This is a genomic window from Ilumatobacter fluminis (genome assembly GCF_004364865.1).
Lineage (GTDB): Bacteria > Actinomycetota > Acidimicrobiia > Acidimicrobiales > Ilumatobacteraceae > Ilumatobacter > Ilumatobacter fluminis.
Genome location: NZ_SOAU01000001.1, coordinates 4562866 through 4576944, shown reverse-complemented (window position 1 = coordinate 4576944; position 14079 = coordinate 4562866). Strand labels below are relative to the sequence as shown.

The 14079-nt window shown below is 69.1% G+C and carries 18 protein-coding genes, 1 tRNA gene and 1 other RNA gene; 6 read left to right on the top strand and 14 right to left on the bottom strand.

Annotated elements, in window-relative coordinates:
- Positions 1–65: 65 nt before the first annotated feature.
- On the bottom strand, positions 66–665 hold the full coding sequence (yihA, locus tag BDK89_RS20620; protein WP_133870754.1) for a ribosome biogenesis GTP-binding protein YihA/YsxC: 600 nt from the start codon (positions 663–665) through the stop codon (positions 66–68).
- Positions 666–780: 115 nt separating this feature from the next.
- Here yihA and BDK89_RS20615 point away from each other — a divergent pair, with 115 nt between their 5' ends.
- Positions 781–1482, top strand: coding sequence for a hypothetical protein (locus BDK89_RS20615; RefSeq protein ID WP_133870753.1), 702 nt, complete (start codon positions 781–783; stop codon positions 1480–1482).
- Between the two features lie 46 nt (positions 1483–1528).
- Here BDK89_RS20615 and BDK89_RS20610 read toward each other — a convergent pair whose 3' ends face one another.
- The 9 genes from BDK89_RS20610 to BDK89_RS20570 all read right to left on the bottom strand — a co-directional run bounded on the left by BDK89_RS20610 (position 1529) and on the right by BDK89_RS20570 (position 8412).
- Entirely contained in the window at positions 1529–1741 is a 213-nt protein-coding gene (locus BDK89_RS20610) for a hypothetical protein (RefSeq protein ID WP_133870752.1), read from the bottom strand.
- Between the two features lie 106 nt (positions 1742–1847).
- Positions 1848–2603: a mycothiol-dependent nitroreductase Rv2466c family protein gene (locus BDK89_RS20605; protein ID WP_133870751.1), complete on the bottom strand. Its 756-nt coding sequence runs from the start codon at positions 2601–2603 to the stop codon at positions 1848–1850.
- Between the two features lie 244 nt (positions 2604–2847).
- A complete protein-coding gene (locus tag BDK89_RS20600; RefSeq protein ID WP_133870750.1) occupies positions 2848–3627 on the bottom strand; it encodes an ABC transporter permease in 780 nt (259 codons plus the stop codon).
- Positions 3624–4607: an ATP-binding cassette domain-containing protein gene (locus BDK89_RS20595; RefSeq protein WP_133870749.1), complete on the bottom strand. Its 984-nt coding sequence runs from the start codon at positions 4605–4607 to the stop codon at positions 3624–3626. The genes BDK89_RS20600 and BDK89_RS20595 overlap by 4 nt, the downstream gene beginning before the upstream one ends.
- A 77-nt stretch (positions 4608–4684) precedes the next feature.
- Complete coding sequence (gene tadA, locus BDK89_RS20590) at positions 4685–5131, bottom strand: tRNA adenosine(34) deaminase TadA (protein ID WP_243839230.1); 447 nt, start codon at positions 5129–5131, stop codon at positions 4685–4687.
- Between the two features lie 180 nt (positions 5132–5311).
- Positions 5312–6013 carry an aquaporin gene (locus BDK89_RS20585; protein WP_133870748.1) on the bottom strand — a complete coding sequence of 234 codons (702 nt, stop codon included), beginning with the start codon at positions 6011–6013 and terminating at the stop codon, positions 5312–5314.
- A gap of 254 nt (positions 6014–6267) precedes the next feature.
- Complete coding sequence (locus tag BDK89_RS20580) at positions 6268–7152, bottom strand: riboflavin kinase (RefSeq protein WP_133870747.1); 885 nt, start codon at positions 7150–7152, stop codon at positions 6268–6270.
- 22 nt (positions 7153–7174) lie between these two features.
- A tRNA-Ser gene (locus BDK89_RS20575) sits at positions 7175–7259 on the bottom strand.
- 250 nt (positions 7260–7509) lie between these two features.
- Positions 7510–8412 carry a LysR family transcriptional regulator gene (locus BDK89_RS20570; RefSeq protein WP_166657742.1) on the bottom strand — a complete coding sequence of 301 codons (903 nt, stop codon included), beginning with the start codon at positions 8410–8412 and terminating at the stop codon, positions 7510–7512.
- Positions 8413–8538: 126 nt separating this feature from the next.
- On the opposite strand from BDK89_RS20570, the gene BDK89_RS20565 reads away from it, so the two are divergent.
- The 5 genes from BDK89_RS20565 (at position 8539) to BDK89_RS20545 (ending at position 11799) form a co-directional block, all read left to right on the top strand.
- Positions 8539–9435 (top strand): HalD/BesD family halogenase, encoded by an 897-nt coding sequence (locus BDK89_RS20565; RefSeq protein ID WP_133870745.1) that lies wholly within the window; start codon positions 8539–8541, stop codon positions 9433–9435.
- A complete protein-coding gene (locus tag BDK89_RS20560) occupies positions 9435–10640 on the top strand; it encodes a M24 family metallopeptidase (protein ID WP_133870744.1) in 1206 nt (401 codons plus the stop codon). The genes BDK89_RS20565 and BDK89_RS20560 overlap by 1 nt, the downstream gene beginning before the upstream one ends.
- A gap of 146 nt (positions 10641–10786) precedes the next feature.
- Positions 10787–10885: signal recognition particle sRNA small type (gene ffs / locus BDK89_RS20555), an RNA gene on the top strand.
- Positions 10886–10955: 70 nt separating this feature from the next.
- A complete protein-coding gene (locus BDK89_RS20550) occupies positions 10956–11453 on the top strand; it encodes a hypothetical protein (RefSeq protein ID WP_133870743.1) in 498 nt (165 codons plus the stop codon).
- A 31-nt stretch (positions 11454–11484) separates the two neighbouring features.
- Positions 11485–11799, top strand: coding sequence for a YbjQ family protein (locus BDK89_RS20545; protein ID WP_133870742.1), 315 nt, complete (start codon positions 11485–11487; stop codon positions 11797–11799).
- An 81-nt stretch (positions 11800–11880) separates the two neighbouring features.
- Here BDK89_RS20545 and BDK89_RS20540 read toward each other — a convergent pair whose 3' ends face one another.
- The 4 genes from BDK89_RS20540 to BDK89_RS20525 are packed head-to-tail and all read right to left on the bottom strand — an operon-like array spanning position 11881 to position 14028.
- Positions 11881–12234 (bottom strand): c-type cytochrome, encoded by a 354-nt coding sequence (locus tag BDK89_RS20540; protein ID WP_166657741.1) that lies wholly within the window; start codon positions 12232–12234, stop codon positions 11881–11883.
- 35 nt (positions 12235–12269) lie between these two features.
- Positions 12270–12791, bottom strand: coding sequence for a hypothetical protein (locus BDK89_RS20535; RefSeq protein ID WP_133870740.1), 522 nt, complete (start codon positions 12789–12791; stop codon positions 12270–12272).
- 17 nt (positions 12792–12808) lie between these two features.
- Positions 12809–13459 carry a hypothetical protein gene (locus BDK89_RS20530; RefSeq protein WP_133870739.1) on the bottom strand — a complete coding sequence of 217 codons (651 nt, stop codon included), beginning with the start codon at positions 13457–13459 and terminating at the stop codon, positions 12809–12811.
- On the bottom strand, positions 13456–14028 hold the full coding sequence (locus BDK89_RS20525; RefSeq protein WP_166657740.1) for an RNA polymerase sigma factor: 573 nt from the start codon (positions 14026–14028) through the stop codon (positions 13456–13458). Before BDK89_RS20525 ends, BDK89_RS20530 begins: the two co-directional genes overlap by 4 nt.
- Between the last annotated feature and the right edge of the window lie 51 nt (positions 14029–14079).

Sequence of the window (14079 nt, the reverse complement as noted above, 5' to 3'; positions counted from 1 at the left end):
TCCGACCAGGTCTGCGTGGTGTCCTCCCGGGTCCGTCGGATGATGTCTGACATCATCCGACCGTGTCAGCTCAGGTGGGAGCGGACGAGGTCGCGGAGTTGGTCGATGTTGACGTCTTTCGCGGAACTGACCCAGACGATGTCGCCGACCTCGAGCCGGCAGCCTTCGGCCAGCTCCTTTTTGCGGGTGCGCCGTTTCGACGACTTCACCTTGTCCATCTTCGTGGCGACGATGGTGTGGGGCACCTCGTTGTCGGCGAGCCAGTCGAGCATCTGCACGTCGAGCGGTGTCGGCCCGATCAGGCCGTCGACCAGCACGAACACGGTTTCGAGGCCCTCTCGTTCGAGCAGGTAGCCCTCGATCATCGGGCCCCAGTCCTTCCGCACGTGTCCGGGCACCTTGGCGTAGCCGTAGCCCGGCAGGTCGACGAGGGTGCCGCCGCCACTGCCACCGCCGCCGACCACCTCGAACACGTTGATCAGCTGGGTGCGGCCGGGCGTGTTCGACACGCGGGCCAGTTGCTTCTGGTTCGCGAGTGCGTTGATCAGCGACGACTTGCCGACGTTCGACCGGCCGACGAAGGCCACCTCGGCGGGTGTGTCGGGCAGTTGGTGGGTGCGGGTCGCCGACGAGACGAATCGGAGCTTCAGCGGCGGGCCTGGCATGCCGAGAGTGTACGAGCGGGCCGGTCGAACGACCGGAGATAACGGTCGACACGGACCCGCGGCCGTATGCGACGATGGAACAGCACCGGGCGGTCCGGTGCGAAAGGAACGAATCATGAAGCGGATGACTGGCAGCGCCCTGGCGATTGTGGCGCTCGTCGGATTGGCGGGCTGCAGCAGCGAGAACATCGCCGAGTCGATCGCCGAGCGAGCGATCGAAGCGGAAGGCGGCGGCGACGTCGACCTCGACCTCTCCGACGGCGAGTTCTCGGTGCAGACCGAGGACGGCTCGTTCGAGATCACGACCGACGAGGACGGCAACGTCGTCATGCAGGCCGAGGACGCCGACGGCAATCAGGTCTTTTCGGCCGACTCCGAAGACGGTGTGACCCAGATCGAGACCGAGGACGGCGACGCCACGATCACCCAGACCGGTGAGGGCGACGACGCCGAGGTCGTGATCGAGACCGAGGACGGCACGGCCACCTACTCCCAGGGCGGCGACCTGCCGGACGACTTTCCGGAGATCCCCCTGCCCGACGACCTGGCGGTGCTGATGAGCCAGCAGTCCGACGCCGGCGACGGCGTGTCGAACGTGCTCGTGGCGTCGGCGCCGGGCGATTGGGAGAGCTACCTCGACGAGCTGACGTCGTTCTTGGAGGACAACGGCTACACCCAGCAGTCGCTGACGACGACGCCGGACGGCGCGTTCTTCCAGTACGTCGATGCGAGTGAGTCGATGTTCGTCTCGGGCGGCGTCGCCGACGATCCCTCGTCGGGCGGCATGTCCCTCAACCTCGCCATCGGCCCCAACTGACGATCTGACGCGCCAGGTCCCGCGGACCTGACCCGCAGGCCTGGGGTTATCCGGTGACGAGGGTGGCGATGGCCCAGACGGCGGCGACCAGGCCGATCACGGCGTAGACGACACTGCGGGTGAGCGGGGCGCGCTCGAGCGCGTCGTCGGACTTGTGCTGCTTCGGGGGTCGCAGGATCGCCGCCACGTTGCCGACGAACAGCGCCCCGCCGAGCGCCAGCAACAGGTAGAGGATCAGATCCTCGCCGAGGAACAACATACGTCCCCGAACCTACCGACCGCGGCGCCCTCCCCGCCCTTCGTTCATGTCGCGCTCAGTTCCGTCATCGGAGCTGAGCGCGACATGAACGGGTGGGGTCGGGGGGTCAGCGGTCGCTGACGAGGTGGCCTCGGCGGTGTCCGCCCTGCCAGTCCTCCTGGACCGGGGCGTCGCTGACGCCGCCCAGCAGGTTGAGCTGCGGTCGCTCGCGCATCGAACGCTTCATCTCGGCGAAGCCCGGGAAGGCGGCCAGCTTGGTGACGGCGTCCCAGAGTTCGAGCGCCTCCTCGTCGGAGGGGACGCGGGAGATGACCGGCCCGAAGAACGACAGGCCGTCGGGCGGCTGGAACGTGATGAGCGGCGTGCCGACGTCTCGTCCGGTGCGCTGCAGCGCCATCTCGCCTTCGGCGTCGATCATTGCGTCCCACGAGTCGTCGTCGAGCGCGTCGGCGAAGCGGATCGGCAGGCCGGCGGCTTCGAGCACCGTCTCGAGGTGGTCGGGCTTGGCGAGGGTGGCGGCGTCGACCGAACCCTCCGGCTCGTCCCAGTAGGAGTGGCCGAACGCGGCGACGAACGGGCCGAGGGCGTCACGGCCGAGCTCGTCGCGGATCGCAGCAGCGACACGCAGCACGCGGAGGCCGGCAGTGTGGCCCTCGTCGTAGCCGGGCGGGAACTCGGTCGCGTAGTCCTTGTCCTTGTTGATCAGGCGAAGGGAGATGAAGCGCCAGTCGACTTGGAAGTCGCGCTGCGCCGCCACCTTGGCGACCCAGCGGGACGTGATCCAGGAGAAGGGGCAGATCGGATCCCAGAAGAACTCGATGTCGTAGGCGGGATCGGACGGCGGGGGCACCGTGGAGGTCATGCCCGGTGTAACCCGACCACCCCGGTCACCATTCCCTCACAAACGGGTCGGGTGTCGTACGGAACGGCGACGGAGTCGACGTTTCGGGAGATCACCCGACCCGGGTCGCACACCGTAAGGAATCCGGAGTCGGGTGATCTCCGGAAACGCCTCGGCTGCGCCTCCTCGTTCCCTCCGACACCCGACCCGCTTCAGGGCTGCGCCTCACCCGTCACCTCTGGCACCCGACCCGGTGACCTGACCCTCAGGCGACGGTGCTCGTGTTGAACTTGCGGATGGCGAGGGTGGCGAAGACCGCGGTGATGCCGAACGACCACAGCAGCGAGTAGATCGCGTCGTTGCCGACCGGCAGGCCGTTGTACAGCGCACGGGCCGCGTTGGTCACGATCGTGAACGGGTTGGCGTTCGCGATCGGCTCGAGCCAGTCGGGCATCGTCTCGGGCGGCACGAACGCCGACGACACGAACGTCAGCGGGAACATCCAGATGAAGCCGGCGGAGTTCGCCGCCTCGACCGACCCGACCGACAACCCCATCAGCGCCTGCACCCAGCTCAGCGAGTAGCTGAACAGGAGCAGCAACAGGGTGGCGAGCGCCGCCTCGACCAGCGTGCCCTCGAAACGGAACCCGATCGGCCAGAACGCGATCAGCAGCATCACGAAGAACGTGAACAGGTTGCGCACCAGGTCGCTGAGCGTGCGGCCGACGAGCACGGCCGACCGTGCCATCGGCAGCGAGCGCAGCCGGTCGACGAGCCCCTTCGAGAGGTCTTCGGCGATGCCGACACCCGTGAAGGCCGAGCCGAACACGACCGACTGGGCGAAGATGCCGGGGATCAGGAACTGGTCGTAGTTCGAGAAACCCGGTGCCTGGATCGCGCCGCCGAACACGTACACGAACAAGACGATGAACATGATCGGCTGGATCGTGGCGAAGATCAGCAGCTCGATGTTGCGGGGGATGATGCGCAGATGGCGCTCGGCTTCGACCCACGAATCGTGGACGGCCCAACGGACGCGGCTCATGCCGACACCTCCTCGTTCTCGTCGCTGGTCGTTCGCCCGGTGAGGGTGAGGAACACGTCGTCGAGCGTGGGTCGGTGGACCTCGACGTCGAGCACGTCGACGCCGGCGTCGTCGAGCGCACGGATCACTCCGGGCACGACCCGGTCGCCGGCGTGGATGGGGGCGGTGAACGTGCGGCCCTCGCCCGACACCTCGACCTCGCCGGTGCACAGCGGCCGCAGCGTGCTGAGCGCCGCCTCGCGGTTCTCGACCCTGGCGATGCTGACCCGCAGACGATCGCCGCCGATCCGGTCCTTGAGCTCGTCGGCGGTGCCGTTGGCGATGACCTGGCCGTGGTCGATCACGATGATCCGCTCGGCGAGGCGGTCGGCCTCGTCGAGGTACTGGGTGGTGAGCAGCACGGTGGTGCCGTCGGCCTCCAGCTCTTCGATCAGCTCCCACATCGCGAGCCGGCTGCGCGGGTCGAGGCCGGTGGTGGGCTCGTCGAGGAACAGCACCGAGGGCTTGGCGATCAGGCTCATCGCGATGTCGAGCCGGCGGCGCATGCCACCGGAGAAGCCGTTGACGACCCGGTCGGCGGCGTCGCTCAGGTCGAACCGTTCGAGCAGTTCATCGCCCCGGGCGGCGGCTTCGGCCTTCGTCATGTGGAACAGGCGGCCGATGTACGACATGTTCTCGCGAGCGGTGAGACGCTCCTCGACCGCCGCGTACTGGCCGGTGAGGCCGATGCGACGTCGCACCCCGTTGGGGTCGTTCACCGCATCGACACCGTCGACGAGCGCAACACCCGAATCGGGGCGGAGGAGGGTGGTGAGCACGCGCACGGTCGTGGTCTTGCCGGCGCCGTTGGGGCCGAGCAAGCCGTAGATGGCGCCGCGCGGCACCTGGAGGTCGACGCCGTCGAGGGCCTTCGTGTCGCCGAACTGCTTCACGAGGCCACGCGCGTCGATCGCAAGATCCGGTGTTGCGTGGAGGGTCATGTCGGCCAGTCTGCCTTGGGGGTGTGACGGAGTGGCCGGAGGTTTCGCAGGTTCACCGCTCGTTCATGCACGACGGTTCATCGCCGGGCGGCGAAGAACTCCTTCAGGATCCGGCCGCATTCGTCGGCGAGGATGCCCGATTCGACCGGCACGCGATGGTTCAGCTCGGTCGTGTTGGTGATGTCGAACACGCTGCCGGACGCACCGGCTTTCGGGTCGGTCGCCCCGTAGACGAGGTGTCCGAGGCGGGCGTTGACCATCGCCCCGGCGCACATCGTGCACGGTTCGAGGGTGACGACGAGGGTGCAGTCGAGGAGCCGCCAGTGACCGATGTGGGCCGCCGCGTCGCGCATGGCGAGGATCTCGGCGTGGGCGGTGGGGTCGCCGGTGAGTTCGCGTTCGTTGTGGCGAGCGGCGATCACGACTCCGTTCAGCAGCACCACCGCGCCGACCGGCACGTCGCCGTGCTCCGCGGCCGCCCGCGCCTCGTCGAGCGCGAGCTGCATCGCCACGTCGGGTTCCATGCCGCCCAGTCTGCCCGAACCCTCCGGGTCGGGTGTCGTACGGAACGGTGAGCCGCAGCCGAGGCGTTTCGGGAGATCACCCGACCCGACGATCAGAGCCTGCGGTTGTACCCGGGTCGGGTGATCTTCGGAAACGTCGACTTCGTCGCCGTTCCCTGCGACACCCGACCCGGGGGGGGTTCAGGAGGGGGGCGGGACCTTGTTGCCGTTGAGGAAGGCGTGGGCGGCCCAGCCGAGGGCGCCGCCGATCAGCGGGAAGACGACGAACGCCCAGACCTGCTGGATGTGATCGGTGCCGGCGAAGAGAGCGGCGCCGATCGAACGGGCCGGGTTCACCGAGGTGTTGTCGACCGGGATCGTCGCCATGTGGATACCGGCCAGCGCGATACCGGCGACCAGGCCGCCGAAGCCCACCGGGTAACCCTCACCGGTCGTGCCGAGGACGACGAAGGTGAGGATCGCCGTGAACAGGATCTCGACCACGATGACCGAGCCGAGGCCGAACGGTGTGCCGAGTGTGTCGCCCCAACCGTTCGAGGCGAACACTCCGGTGGCGTCGAGGTCGCCGCCTTCGGTCGCGATGTAGAGCAGGAGACCGCCGACGATCGCACCGACCACCTGGGCGCCCATGTAGAAGCCGGCCGTCTTGTTGTCGATCTTCTTGGCGAGCAGGAACGACAGGGTGACCGCCGGGTTGATGTGACAGCCCGAGATGTTGCCGATCGTGTACGCCATGATCGTCAGTGCGAAGCCGAACGCCAGCGCGATGCCGGGTGCGCCGACCGCCTCGATCGCGAAGATCGCCGTACCTGGACCGATCAGCATCAGCACCATGGTGCCGATCGCCTCAGCGGCGTACTTCTTCATGTCGTCGTCGAGCATCGTTGCTCCCTTTCCCGCAGGGTTGGTCGGACGCACTGGAGCGTAGATCAGCGTCCCTTTGTGAATGCGTGATCCTCATCACTCCGACGGGTGACGGCCGTCCGGTCGGGTCGGGTGTCGTAGGGAATGGCGAGGCGCAGCCGAGGCGTTTCGGGAGATCACCCGACCGACGATCAGAGCCTGCGGTTGTAACCGGGTCGGGTGATCTTCGGAAACGTCGACTTCGTCGCCGTTCCCTGCGACACCCGACCCGGTCAGGGGTTGAGGTGGCGGACGGTGTCGACGTCGCGGGCGAGCTGTTCGGTGAGGGCGTCGAGGCTCTCGAACCGGTGCTCGTCGCGGACCCGGTGGGTGAGCGACACGGCGATGCGCTGGTCGTACAGATCGATGTCGACGTCGAGCAGGTGGGCTTCGATCACGAGCCGGTCGGACGCGTCGACGGTCGGACGGACCCCGACGTTCACCGCCGCCAGATAGTCGACACCGTCGTGCCGCACGTGCGCGGCGTACACGCCCTTGGCCGGGATGACCCGGTCGGCGGGCGGTTCGAGGTTGGCGGTCGGGAACCCGATCGTGCGGCCGAGCTGCTGACCACGCTGCACGATGCCGGTGATGGGGTACGGCTCGCCGGTCAGTTCGATCACGGCAGCGATGTCGCCGGTCTCGACCGCGGTCCGGACCCGTTCGGCGGTGACCGGCCCGGCGTGGTCGACGACCCGGTCGACCTCCACGACGTCGACGCCGCGCGTGCGGAACTCGGCACGGACGTCGGGGTACGCGTCGGCGATGCCGTCGGGCGCACAGGCCATGACGACGAGCGCCGGGTCGAGGCCGGCGACGATCGAGTCGGCGACGTCGGTTGCGTCGACGGAGTCGAGCGGCACGGCGAGCACCCGGATCTGGGACACGCCGTATCGGAGCAGGGCACGCGAGCGCTCGGCTTGGTCGTGCAGCACCCGGTCGCGGCCGACGTCGAACACGACGGCGACGAGTGGGCGTTCGGCGAGGCGGGCGACGCGTGCCGCTGCCTCGAGGAGGTGGCGGTGGCCGAGGTGGAACCCGTCGAACTCGCCGAGCACGACGACGGGCTCGCGCGTCGGCATCGGATCGCCGAGGGAGGGGTGTCGTGAGGCGCTCATCGGTCGTTCACGGGCTGTCCAGCGGAGGAGGTGGGATTCGAACCCACGGAAGGTTGCCCTTCACACGCTTTCCAAGCGTGCCGATTCGGCCGCTCTCGCACTCCTCCCGAGTTGTCGCTGCGAGGCTATCGCCGGACGACCCCACTCGGGCCGGGTCACCGGGTCAGGTCCGCGGGTCAGGTGCCAGAGGTGACGGGTGAGGCGCAGCCGAACCCGTGACCGGCGGTCACCTGACCCGGGGTCCTGTGGTCTGGCAAAGCGGCTCGTTCCCTGGTTCGCGCACCCACCCCGGGTCAGGTGACCGCCGGTAACGGCTCGTTCCTCGCCGTCACCTCTGGCACCTGACCCGGCTCTTCGTCAGGTGTCGTGGGCGAGCCAGGTGGCGAGGTCGGTGGCGACCCGGGCTTCGGGGGCGTGGTCGGGGGTCGACTCGCGCAGGACCGCGTTCCACGCGAGTTCGAGGCCGCGGTGGCCGCACGGGATGGCGGCGACCTTGCCCTCCTCGATCGACGGGCGCGTCGCCCACCGGCTGAGGATCGACACGCCGAGCCCGGCCGCCACCATCTCGACGATGGCGCCCGTGTCCTCGATCACCAGCACCGAACTCGGCACGACGCCCGACGGGCGCACGAACCGGTCGTACTCGAAGCCCGGCGACGGTGTCCGGCCGTACGTGAGGTACGTCTCGTCGGCGAGCGCCTCCGGCTCGACCCATCCCCGGTCGGCCAGGGCGTGGTCGGGCGCGGTGAGCAGCACGAGCTCGTCGGTGAACAGCGGCCGGGTCACAACCGGCCCGGACGGGCTGCCGGGTGCGAGCACGACGTCGACGTCGCCGTCGAGGAGTCGGGCACCGGGCGCGTCGCCGACGACGACCAGTTCGAGCAACACGTCCGGCAGCGTCTCGACGAGTCGTCGGTGGTAGCCGGGCAGCCAGTGGTAGCAGTCGTACGAGCCGACGCCGATCCGGACGACCTCGGCGGCAGCGCCGGCGGCGCGGATGACGTCGCGCTCGGCGCGGAGCAGGTCGGGGAGGGCTCGGGCGGCCGACTGGTAGAGCCGCAATCCGGCGGGCGTGGGCTGGAGGCCGCGTGCCGGGCGTCGTTCAAAGAGTGGTTGACCGATCCTTCGTTCCGCTTCGGCGAGGCGGTGGCTCACGGCCGACTGGCTGACCGAGAGGTGGTCGGCGGCGGCGGTGAGCGAGCCGGCGTCGACGATCGCCTGCACGGTCGCGAAGTGGTGGAGCTCGAGCCTCGGGTGCACCCGGCCAGTCTGGCCAAACATGAGCAGTGCTCATGGAAATCACGCAGGATTCTCAGTTGCTTCATATGGCATCCGCTGGCTTGCTGGAGCGGTCCCCGTACCGACCCGCTCGACCAGGAGGTTTCCTTGTCCACCCTCGCCCGCTTCGCCGACCCCGAATCCGACCGACTCGACGGGATCGTCGACCTCGAGCGCTACCCGATCGAACGTCCCGGCTCCCCCGAGTGGTGCGCCGTCGTCGCCGATGCTCGGGTGTCGATCGAGGCCGACGGCTGCCTCAGCCTGCCCGGCTTCCTCGACGCCGATGCACTCACGGATGCGCACGCCGAGGTGGCGTCGCTGGCCGGCAAGGCCGTTCGTCGAGAGGCGTGGTCGAGCGTCTACGCCCGCATCGAGCTGGAGGGCGACATGGCTCCCGACGACCCTCGACGGGTCGAGGTGCGCCGCTGCCTCGGCCACGTCACCCGCGACCAGATCGCTCCCGACACGGTGGTGGCTCGGCTCTACGCCTCGCCGGTGTTCAAGGCGTTCGTCGCCGGCTGCCTCGGGCTCGAGCGTGTGTACGAGTACGCCGACCCGTTGGCCGGCCTGATCGTCACGGTCGTGCCCGACGGTGGTGAGCTGTCGTGGCACTACGACACGAACGAGTTCGTCGTCTCGCTGATGACGCAGCAGCCCGACGATGGCGGCCTGTTCGAGTTCTGTCCCGACCTGCGCAAGCCGTCGGACGAGAACATCGACGGGCTCGGCCGTGTGCTGCGCGGCGAGGCCGACGAGCTGGTGCACACCCGTGCGCTCCGGCCCGGCGATCTGCAGATCTTCCGTGGCCGTTACTCGCTGCACCGCGTGACGCCGGTACGCGGCGAGCAGGAGCGGCACGTCGTCTGCCTCGGCTACGCCGACCGCCCCGGCGTGATCGGCCCGGTCGACCGGACCCGTGCGGTCTACGGCCGTGTCACCGAGGCGCATCTCCTCGCCGAGGGTCGGGCCACGACTGCCGCACCCGACGGGCTGGTGCTCTGATGGCCCCGGGAACGACAGCCGACCAGGACCGGCACGACCGCCACGATCTCGAGCTCGGCCGCCTGGCCCGGCTGCGTGAGCAACTCGTCGCCGCCGACTGCGACGCCGGTGTGTTCGTCGACCCGATCAACATCCGGTACGCGACGGGCACGTCGAACATGCAGGTGTACTCGCTGCACAACCCGTGCCGATACGTGTTCGTCCCGGTCGAGGGGCCGGTCGTGCTGTTCGACTTCAAGGGCTGCGAGCACCTGTCCGACGGCCACCCGGCGGTGTCGGAGGTGCGTGACGCGACGAGCTGGTACCACTTCGTCACCGGGCCCCGCACCGAGGAGTTCGCCCGCCGGTGGGCCGACGAGATCGTCGACCTGCTCGGCGCCGGCGGTTCGGGAGGACGGCTCGCGGTCGACCGGCTCGACCCGTACGGGCTGCGGGCGCTGGAACGCCACGGCGTCGAGGTCGTCGACGGGCAGGCTGTCGCCAACTTAGCCAAGGCCGTGAAGACCTCGGCCGAGGTCGACGCAGTGCGGGTGGCGATGGCGGCGTGCGACGAAGTGATCGCTCAGATGCGCACGGCGTTCCGTCCGGGCATGACCGAGCAGGAGCTCTGGGGTGTGCTGCACCGCGCCAACATCGCAGCGGGCGGCGAGTGGTTCGAGACCCGTCTCCTCACCTCGGGACCGCGCACGAACCCGTGGTACCAGGAGTGCTCGGACCGGGTCATCGAACCGGGCGACCTGGTCGCGTTCGACACCGACCTGATCGGGATCGGCGGCTACTCGATCGACATCTCGCGCACCTGGGTCGCCGGCGACGCCCCGCCGTCGGACGAGCAGCGTCGGCTGTACACGGCGGCGTACGAGCAGGTGGTCAACAACATCGAGCTGATCCGGCCGGGTGTCTCGTTCCGGGAGCTGTCGGAGAAGGCGTGGCTGCCGCCGGAGGGGTTGCACTCCCGTACCAACGCGTGTGTCGCGCACGGGGTCGGGATGTGCAACGAGTACCCGCTGATCGTCAACCAGGACCACTTCCCGGGCGGCGGCTACGACGGCGTGATCGAGGAGGGGATGGTGCTCTGCGTCGAGAGCCTCGTCGCCCCACCCGGCGGCCCCGAAGCGGTGAAGCTCGAAGAACAGGTGCTCGTCACCGCCACCGGCGCCGTCCCCCTGTCGTCCACCCCCTACGACGACGTCTTCCTCGGTTGATCCACGGACGTGACGGATGGTCGGATGAGGTCAGACCCCATCCGACTTGGTCGTGCGTCGAGTGCCGTGGCGGTGTGTCAGATGGGGTCTGACCTCATCCGACGGTACACTCGGGGGCACTCGTCGTTCCCGGCGGGTGAGGTGATGACCGGGTCCTGTGCAACTGGCGCCCGTGAACCAGGTCAGGCCAGGAATGGAGCAGCCTTCATCGGCATCGTCGGTGTGCCGCAGATCGCCTGGTCATCGCCTCACCCGGCGGGAACGTTCGCGTCCGGGCCCGGTTTGGGCGGCCGCTCCGACGGATATCGGTGTGGCGTGGAGACGATCGACTACCTCGCCATCTATCTGGACGATCATCGTGCCGGTGCGGCCGGCGGTTCCCGACTCGCCCGTCGCATCGCCGACCAGTACGGCGAACGTCCCGGCTTCGAGGCGGCGCACGATCTCGCCGACGAGATCGCAGCCGACGTCGACGAGCTCGAACGGATCCGCGAAGAACTCGGCGTCGACGGCAGCTGGCAGAGTGCGTTGAAGCGGACGTTGGCGGTCGTCGGTGAACAGGCGGGTCGCTTCAAGCTGAACGGGCACCTGTTCGATCCGAGTCCGCTGTCGCCGGTCGAGGAGCTGGAGGGCATGGCCGCCGGCATCTTCGTGAAGCGTGGGCTCTGGACGACGCTGTTGCAGCTCGCCAAGGACCCCGCTTTCGTCGGCGAACTCGACCCGACGGCGCTCGAACGACTGGTCGATCGCGCCGACGAGCAACTCGTCGTCGCCGAGCAACTCCATCACGCCGCCGTGTCGCAACTCGTCTGACTTCGGCCCTCGACTCTCCTACGGTGGGTGGATGATCATCACCACCACCGAGACCGTTCCGGGACGCGACATCCGGGAGATCCTCGACGTCGTGTCGGGCAACACGATCCGCTCGAAGAACGTCGGTAAGGACATCGGTGCGGGCTTGAAGAGCCTGGTCGGCGGCGAGCTGCGGAGCTACACGGCGATGCTGACCGAGGCCCGCGAGGAGGCGAAGCAGCGGATGACCGAATCGGCGCAGGTGCTCGGCGCCGACGCGATCGTCAACGTGCGCTTCACCACCTCCCAGGTCGCCGGCGGCGCCGCCGAACTCCTCGCCTACGGCACCGCCGTCAAACTCACCTGACCCGCGGTCGGTTGATGTCAGACATCAACCGACCGGTTCACCGTGGGCGTCGGTTCGTGGGTGGTCGGTTGATGTCTGACATCAACCGACGTGGTCGAGGAGGTAGGTGACGAGGGCGTCGATCTCGTCTTGGGTGACGGTGAGGGTGGGCATCCAGGGCACGCCTCCGGCGTAGGCGGGGGAGACGAAGACAGCCGGGGCGACGATCGATTCGGCGATGTACTCCTCGGCCGTCATGCCGGGGCGTCGGTCGCCCGCCCAGTCCACGGCGCGGCGGAGCGACGGCGCCCCACCGGGGCGTGCGGTCGAACTCGGTCCGTCGTGGCAGCTCGCGCAGCCCTTGGCCTCGAACAGGCCGGCACCCTCGAGCGCCGCTGCCTCGGTCGACGAGTCGGTGTCGCTGTTCCAGAACGTCAGGGTGAGCGCGACCAGCACGACGGAACCGAACGCGGACAGGCGCCCCCACCGACTCATGCCGGAGCGAGGCGCCGGCGGCGGGCCAGGGCGAGGTCGGCCACCGCGACACCGGCCAGCAGCAACGCACCGCCGAGGGCGACCCATCGCAGGTCGGACCAGGCGAGGAACGAGCCGGCGTCGGGCGCCTGCACCTCCACCGAACCGAGTTCGTGGTCGCCGAACCAGCCCATCCGGATGCGCCAGTCGTAGCGGCCGGCGGTCTCGGGCCAGGTCACGGTCGCGACGTAGTGGCCGGTCTCGCCGGTGCCGATTGCCGGGAAGAACGTCGGGTCGCCCGTCCCGTCGACGAGGCTGATGCCGACGTCGCCGTCGAGATCGGCGGGCCGGACGCCATGCTGCAGGATCGTGAACGACACGTCTTCGGTGGTGCCGGCTTCGGCGTCGGGGGTGGCGTCGAGCGATGCGATCGCCCAACCGCCGGCTCCGGCCGGTGCGCCCACACCGGCGAGCGCAACAACCGTCAACGTCACGGCGGCGAGGGTTCGGACGAGGCGTGAGGTGCTGAATGCCGTCATGACCCGTCCGACACCGGTCAGCCGGATCGGGTTCCGTTCGCGAACGCGAGGGCTTCGTCGAGCTCGGTGAAGCCCTCGACGCGGAACAGCACCGTGCCGTCCTGCCACAGGAGCGTGTTCGCCGCGACGCGGGTGACCTCGAACTCGCCCTCGGGTGTCTCGTACGCGACCTGATGGGATCCGCCGGCGATCCACAGCCCGGGCCGGCCACCGACGTCGACGTCGCTCACCTGGTCGGACGACTGCACCGTCTTGGTGATGCCGATCTCGGACAGCCCTCCGTCGATCGCAGAGACGAGCACCTCACGGCCGTCGACGGTCACGACTCGGGTCTCACCCGGGCCGGGGAGATCGAACGACTCGGTGACCGGCTCGAGCTCCACGGTCGGGTCGACCTCGATGGTGACCCCATCGAGCCCGAACCACCGCGCCATCGCGTCGCGACTCGCCGGCGTGACGACGAGTCCGATCACCAGCACGATCACGGCGGCGGCGGCCAACCAGACCGTTCGTGCCGGACGGTCCGGGGTGGCGTCGTCTCTGATGCGCACGAGCACGTCGTCGATCAGACGGTCATCGCCGTCGTCGCCGCTGACGTCGCCGCCGAGGTCGAGGTTGCGGCCCAGCGCCTCGAGCCGCGTCACCACGTCGTCGTGGGTGGTGTTCATCGCCCCTGCTCCTCGAGCTCGCGCGCCATCCGGTCGAGGGCGCGCGACGTGCGCGATTTGACGGTTCCGACCGGCACACCGAGCACGTCGGCGGTCTCGGCTTCCGTGAGACCGGCGAGGAATCGGCAGCCCAGCACCTCCCGGTCACGACGGCCCAGGCGCCCGAGCGCGGCGGCGACACGCTCGTGTTCGAGGCGCCGCTCCGCTGCGACGTCGGTCGGTTCGGCGGTGTCGGTCGATCGGAGGCCCAGTCGGAAGTGGCGGTCCTCGTGTCGCCGCCGGCGGGTTCGACCGCGGACATGGTTCTTCGCCTCGTTGGCGACGACGCGCAGTAGCCACGACCGTGCGGAGCTCTCGCCGCGGAACGTCCCGAGTCGACCGTGGGCGCGTACGAACGCCTCCTGGACGACGTCGGGTGCGTCGTCGGTCGATCCGGTGATCACGGCAGCCACCCGCAGTGCGGCGCCGCGGTGGCGCCGCAGGAGCTCACCGAAGGCGGCATCGTCTCGATCGAGGGCGCGCGTGACCAACGCAGGGTCATCGACATCGGTCCATCCTCCAGCGGTCATCGTCGAACACAGTCTCGTACCCCGTCCGACACCGCCGCAGCCGATCGCGTT

Coding starts and splice junctions, on each gene's coding strand:
- yihA (WP_133870754.1), bottom strand. CDS start 665: ATGCCAGGCCCGCCGCTGAAGCTCCGATTCGTCTCGTCGGCGACCCGC.
- BDK89_RS20615 (WP_133870753.1), top strand. CDS start 781: ATGAAGCGGATGACTGGCAGCGCCCTGGCGATTGTGGCGCTCGTCGGA.
- BDK89_RS20610 (WP_133870752.1), bottom strand. CDS start 1,741: ATGTTGTTCCTCGGCGAGGATCTGATCCTCTACCTGTTGCTGGCGCTC.
- BDK89_RS20605 (WP_133870751.1), bottom strand. CDS start 2,603: ATGACCTCCACGGTGCCCCCGCCGTCCGATCCCGCCTACGACATCGAG.
- BDK89_RS20600 (WP_133870750.1), bottom strand. CDS start 3,627: ATGAGCCGCGTCCGTTGGGCCGTCCACGATTCGTGGGTCGAAGCCGAG.
- BDK89_RS20595 (WP_133870749.1), bottom strand. CDS start 4,607: ATGACCCTCCACGCAACACCGGATCTTGCGATCGACGCGCGTGGCCTC.
- tadA (WP_243839230.1), bottom strand. CDS start 5,131: ATGGAACCCGACGTGGCGATGCAGCTCGCGCTCGACGAGGCGCGGGCG.
- BDK89_RS20585 (WP_133870748.1), bottom strand. CDS start 6,013: ATGCTCGACGACGACATGAAGAAGTACGCCGCTGAGGCGATCGGCACC.
- BDK89_RS20580 (WP_133870747.1), bottom strand. CDS start 7,152: ATGAGCGCCTCACGACACCCCTCCCTCGGCGATCCGATGCCGACGCGC.
- BDK89_RS20560 (WP_133870744.1), top strand. CDS start 9,435: ATGGCCCCGGGAACGACAGCCGACCAGGACCGGCACGACCGCCACGAT.
- BDK89_RS20545 (WP_133870742.1), top strand. CDS start 11,485: ATGATCATCACCACCACCGAGACCGTTCCGGGACGCGACATCCGGGAG.
- BDK89_RS20535 (WP_133870740.1), bottom strand. CDS start 12,791: ATGACGGCATTCAGCACCTCACGCCTCGTCCGAACCCTCGCCGCCGTG.
- BDK89_RS20530 (WP_133870739.1), bottom strand. CDS start 13,459: ATGAACACCACCCACGACGACGTGGTGACGCGGCTCGAGGCGCTGGGC.
- BDK89_RS20525 (WP_166657740.1), bottom strand. CDS start 14,028: ATGACCGCTGGAGGATGGACCGATGTCGATGACCCTGCGTTGGTCACG.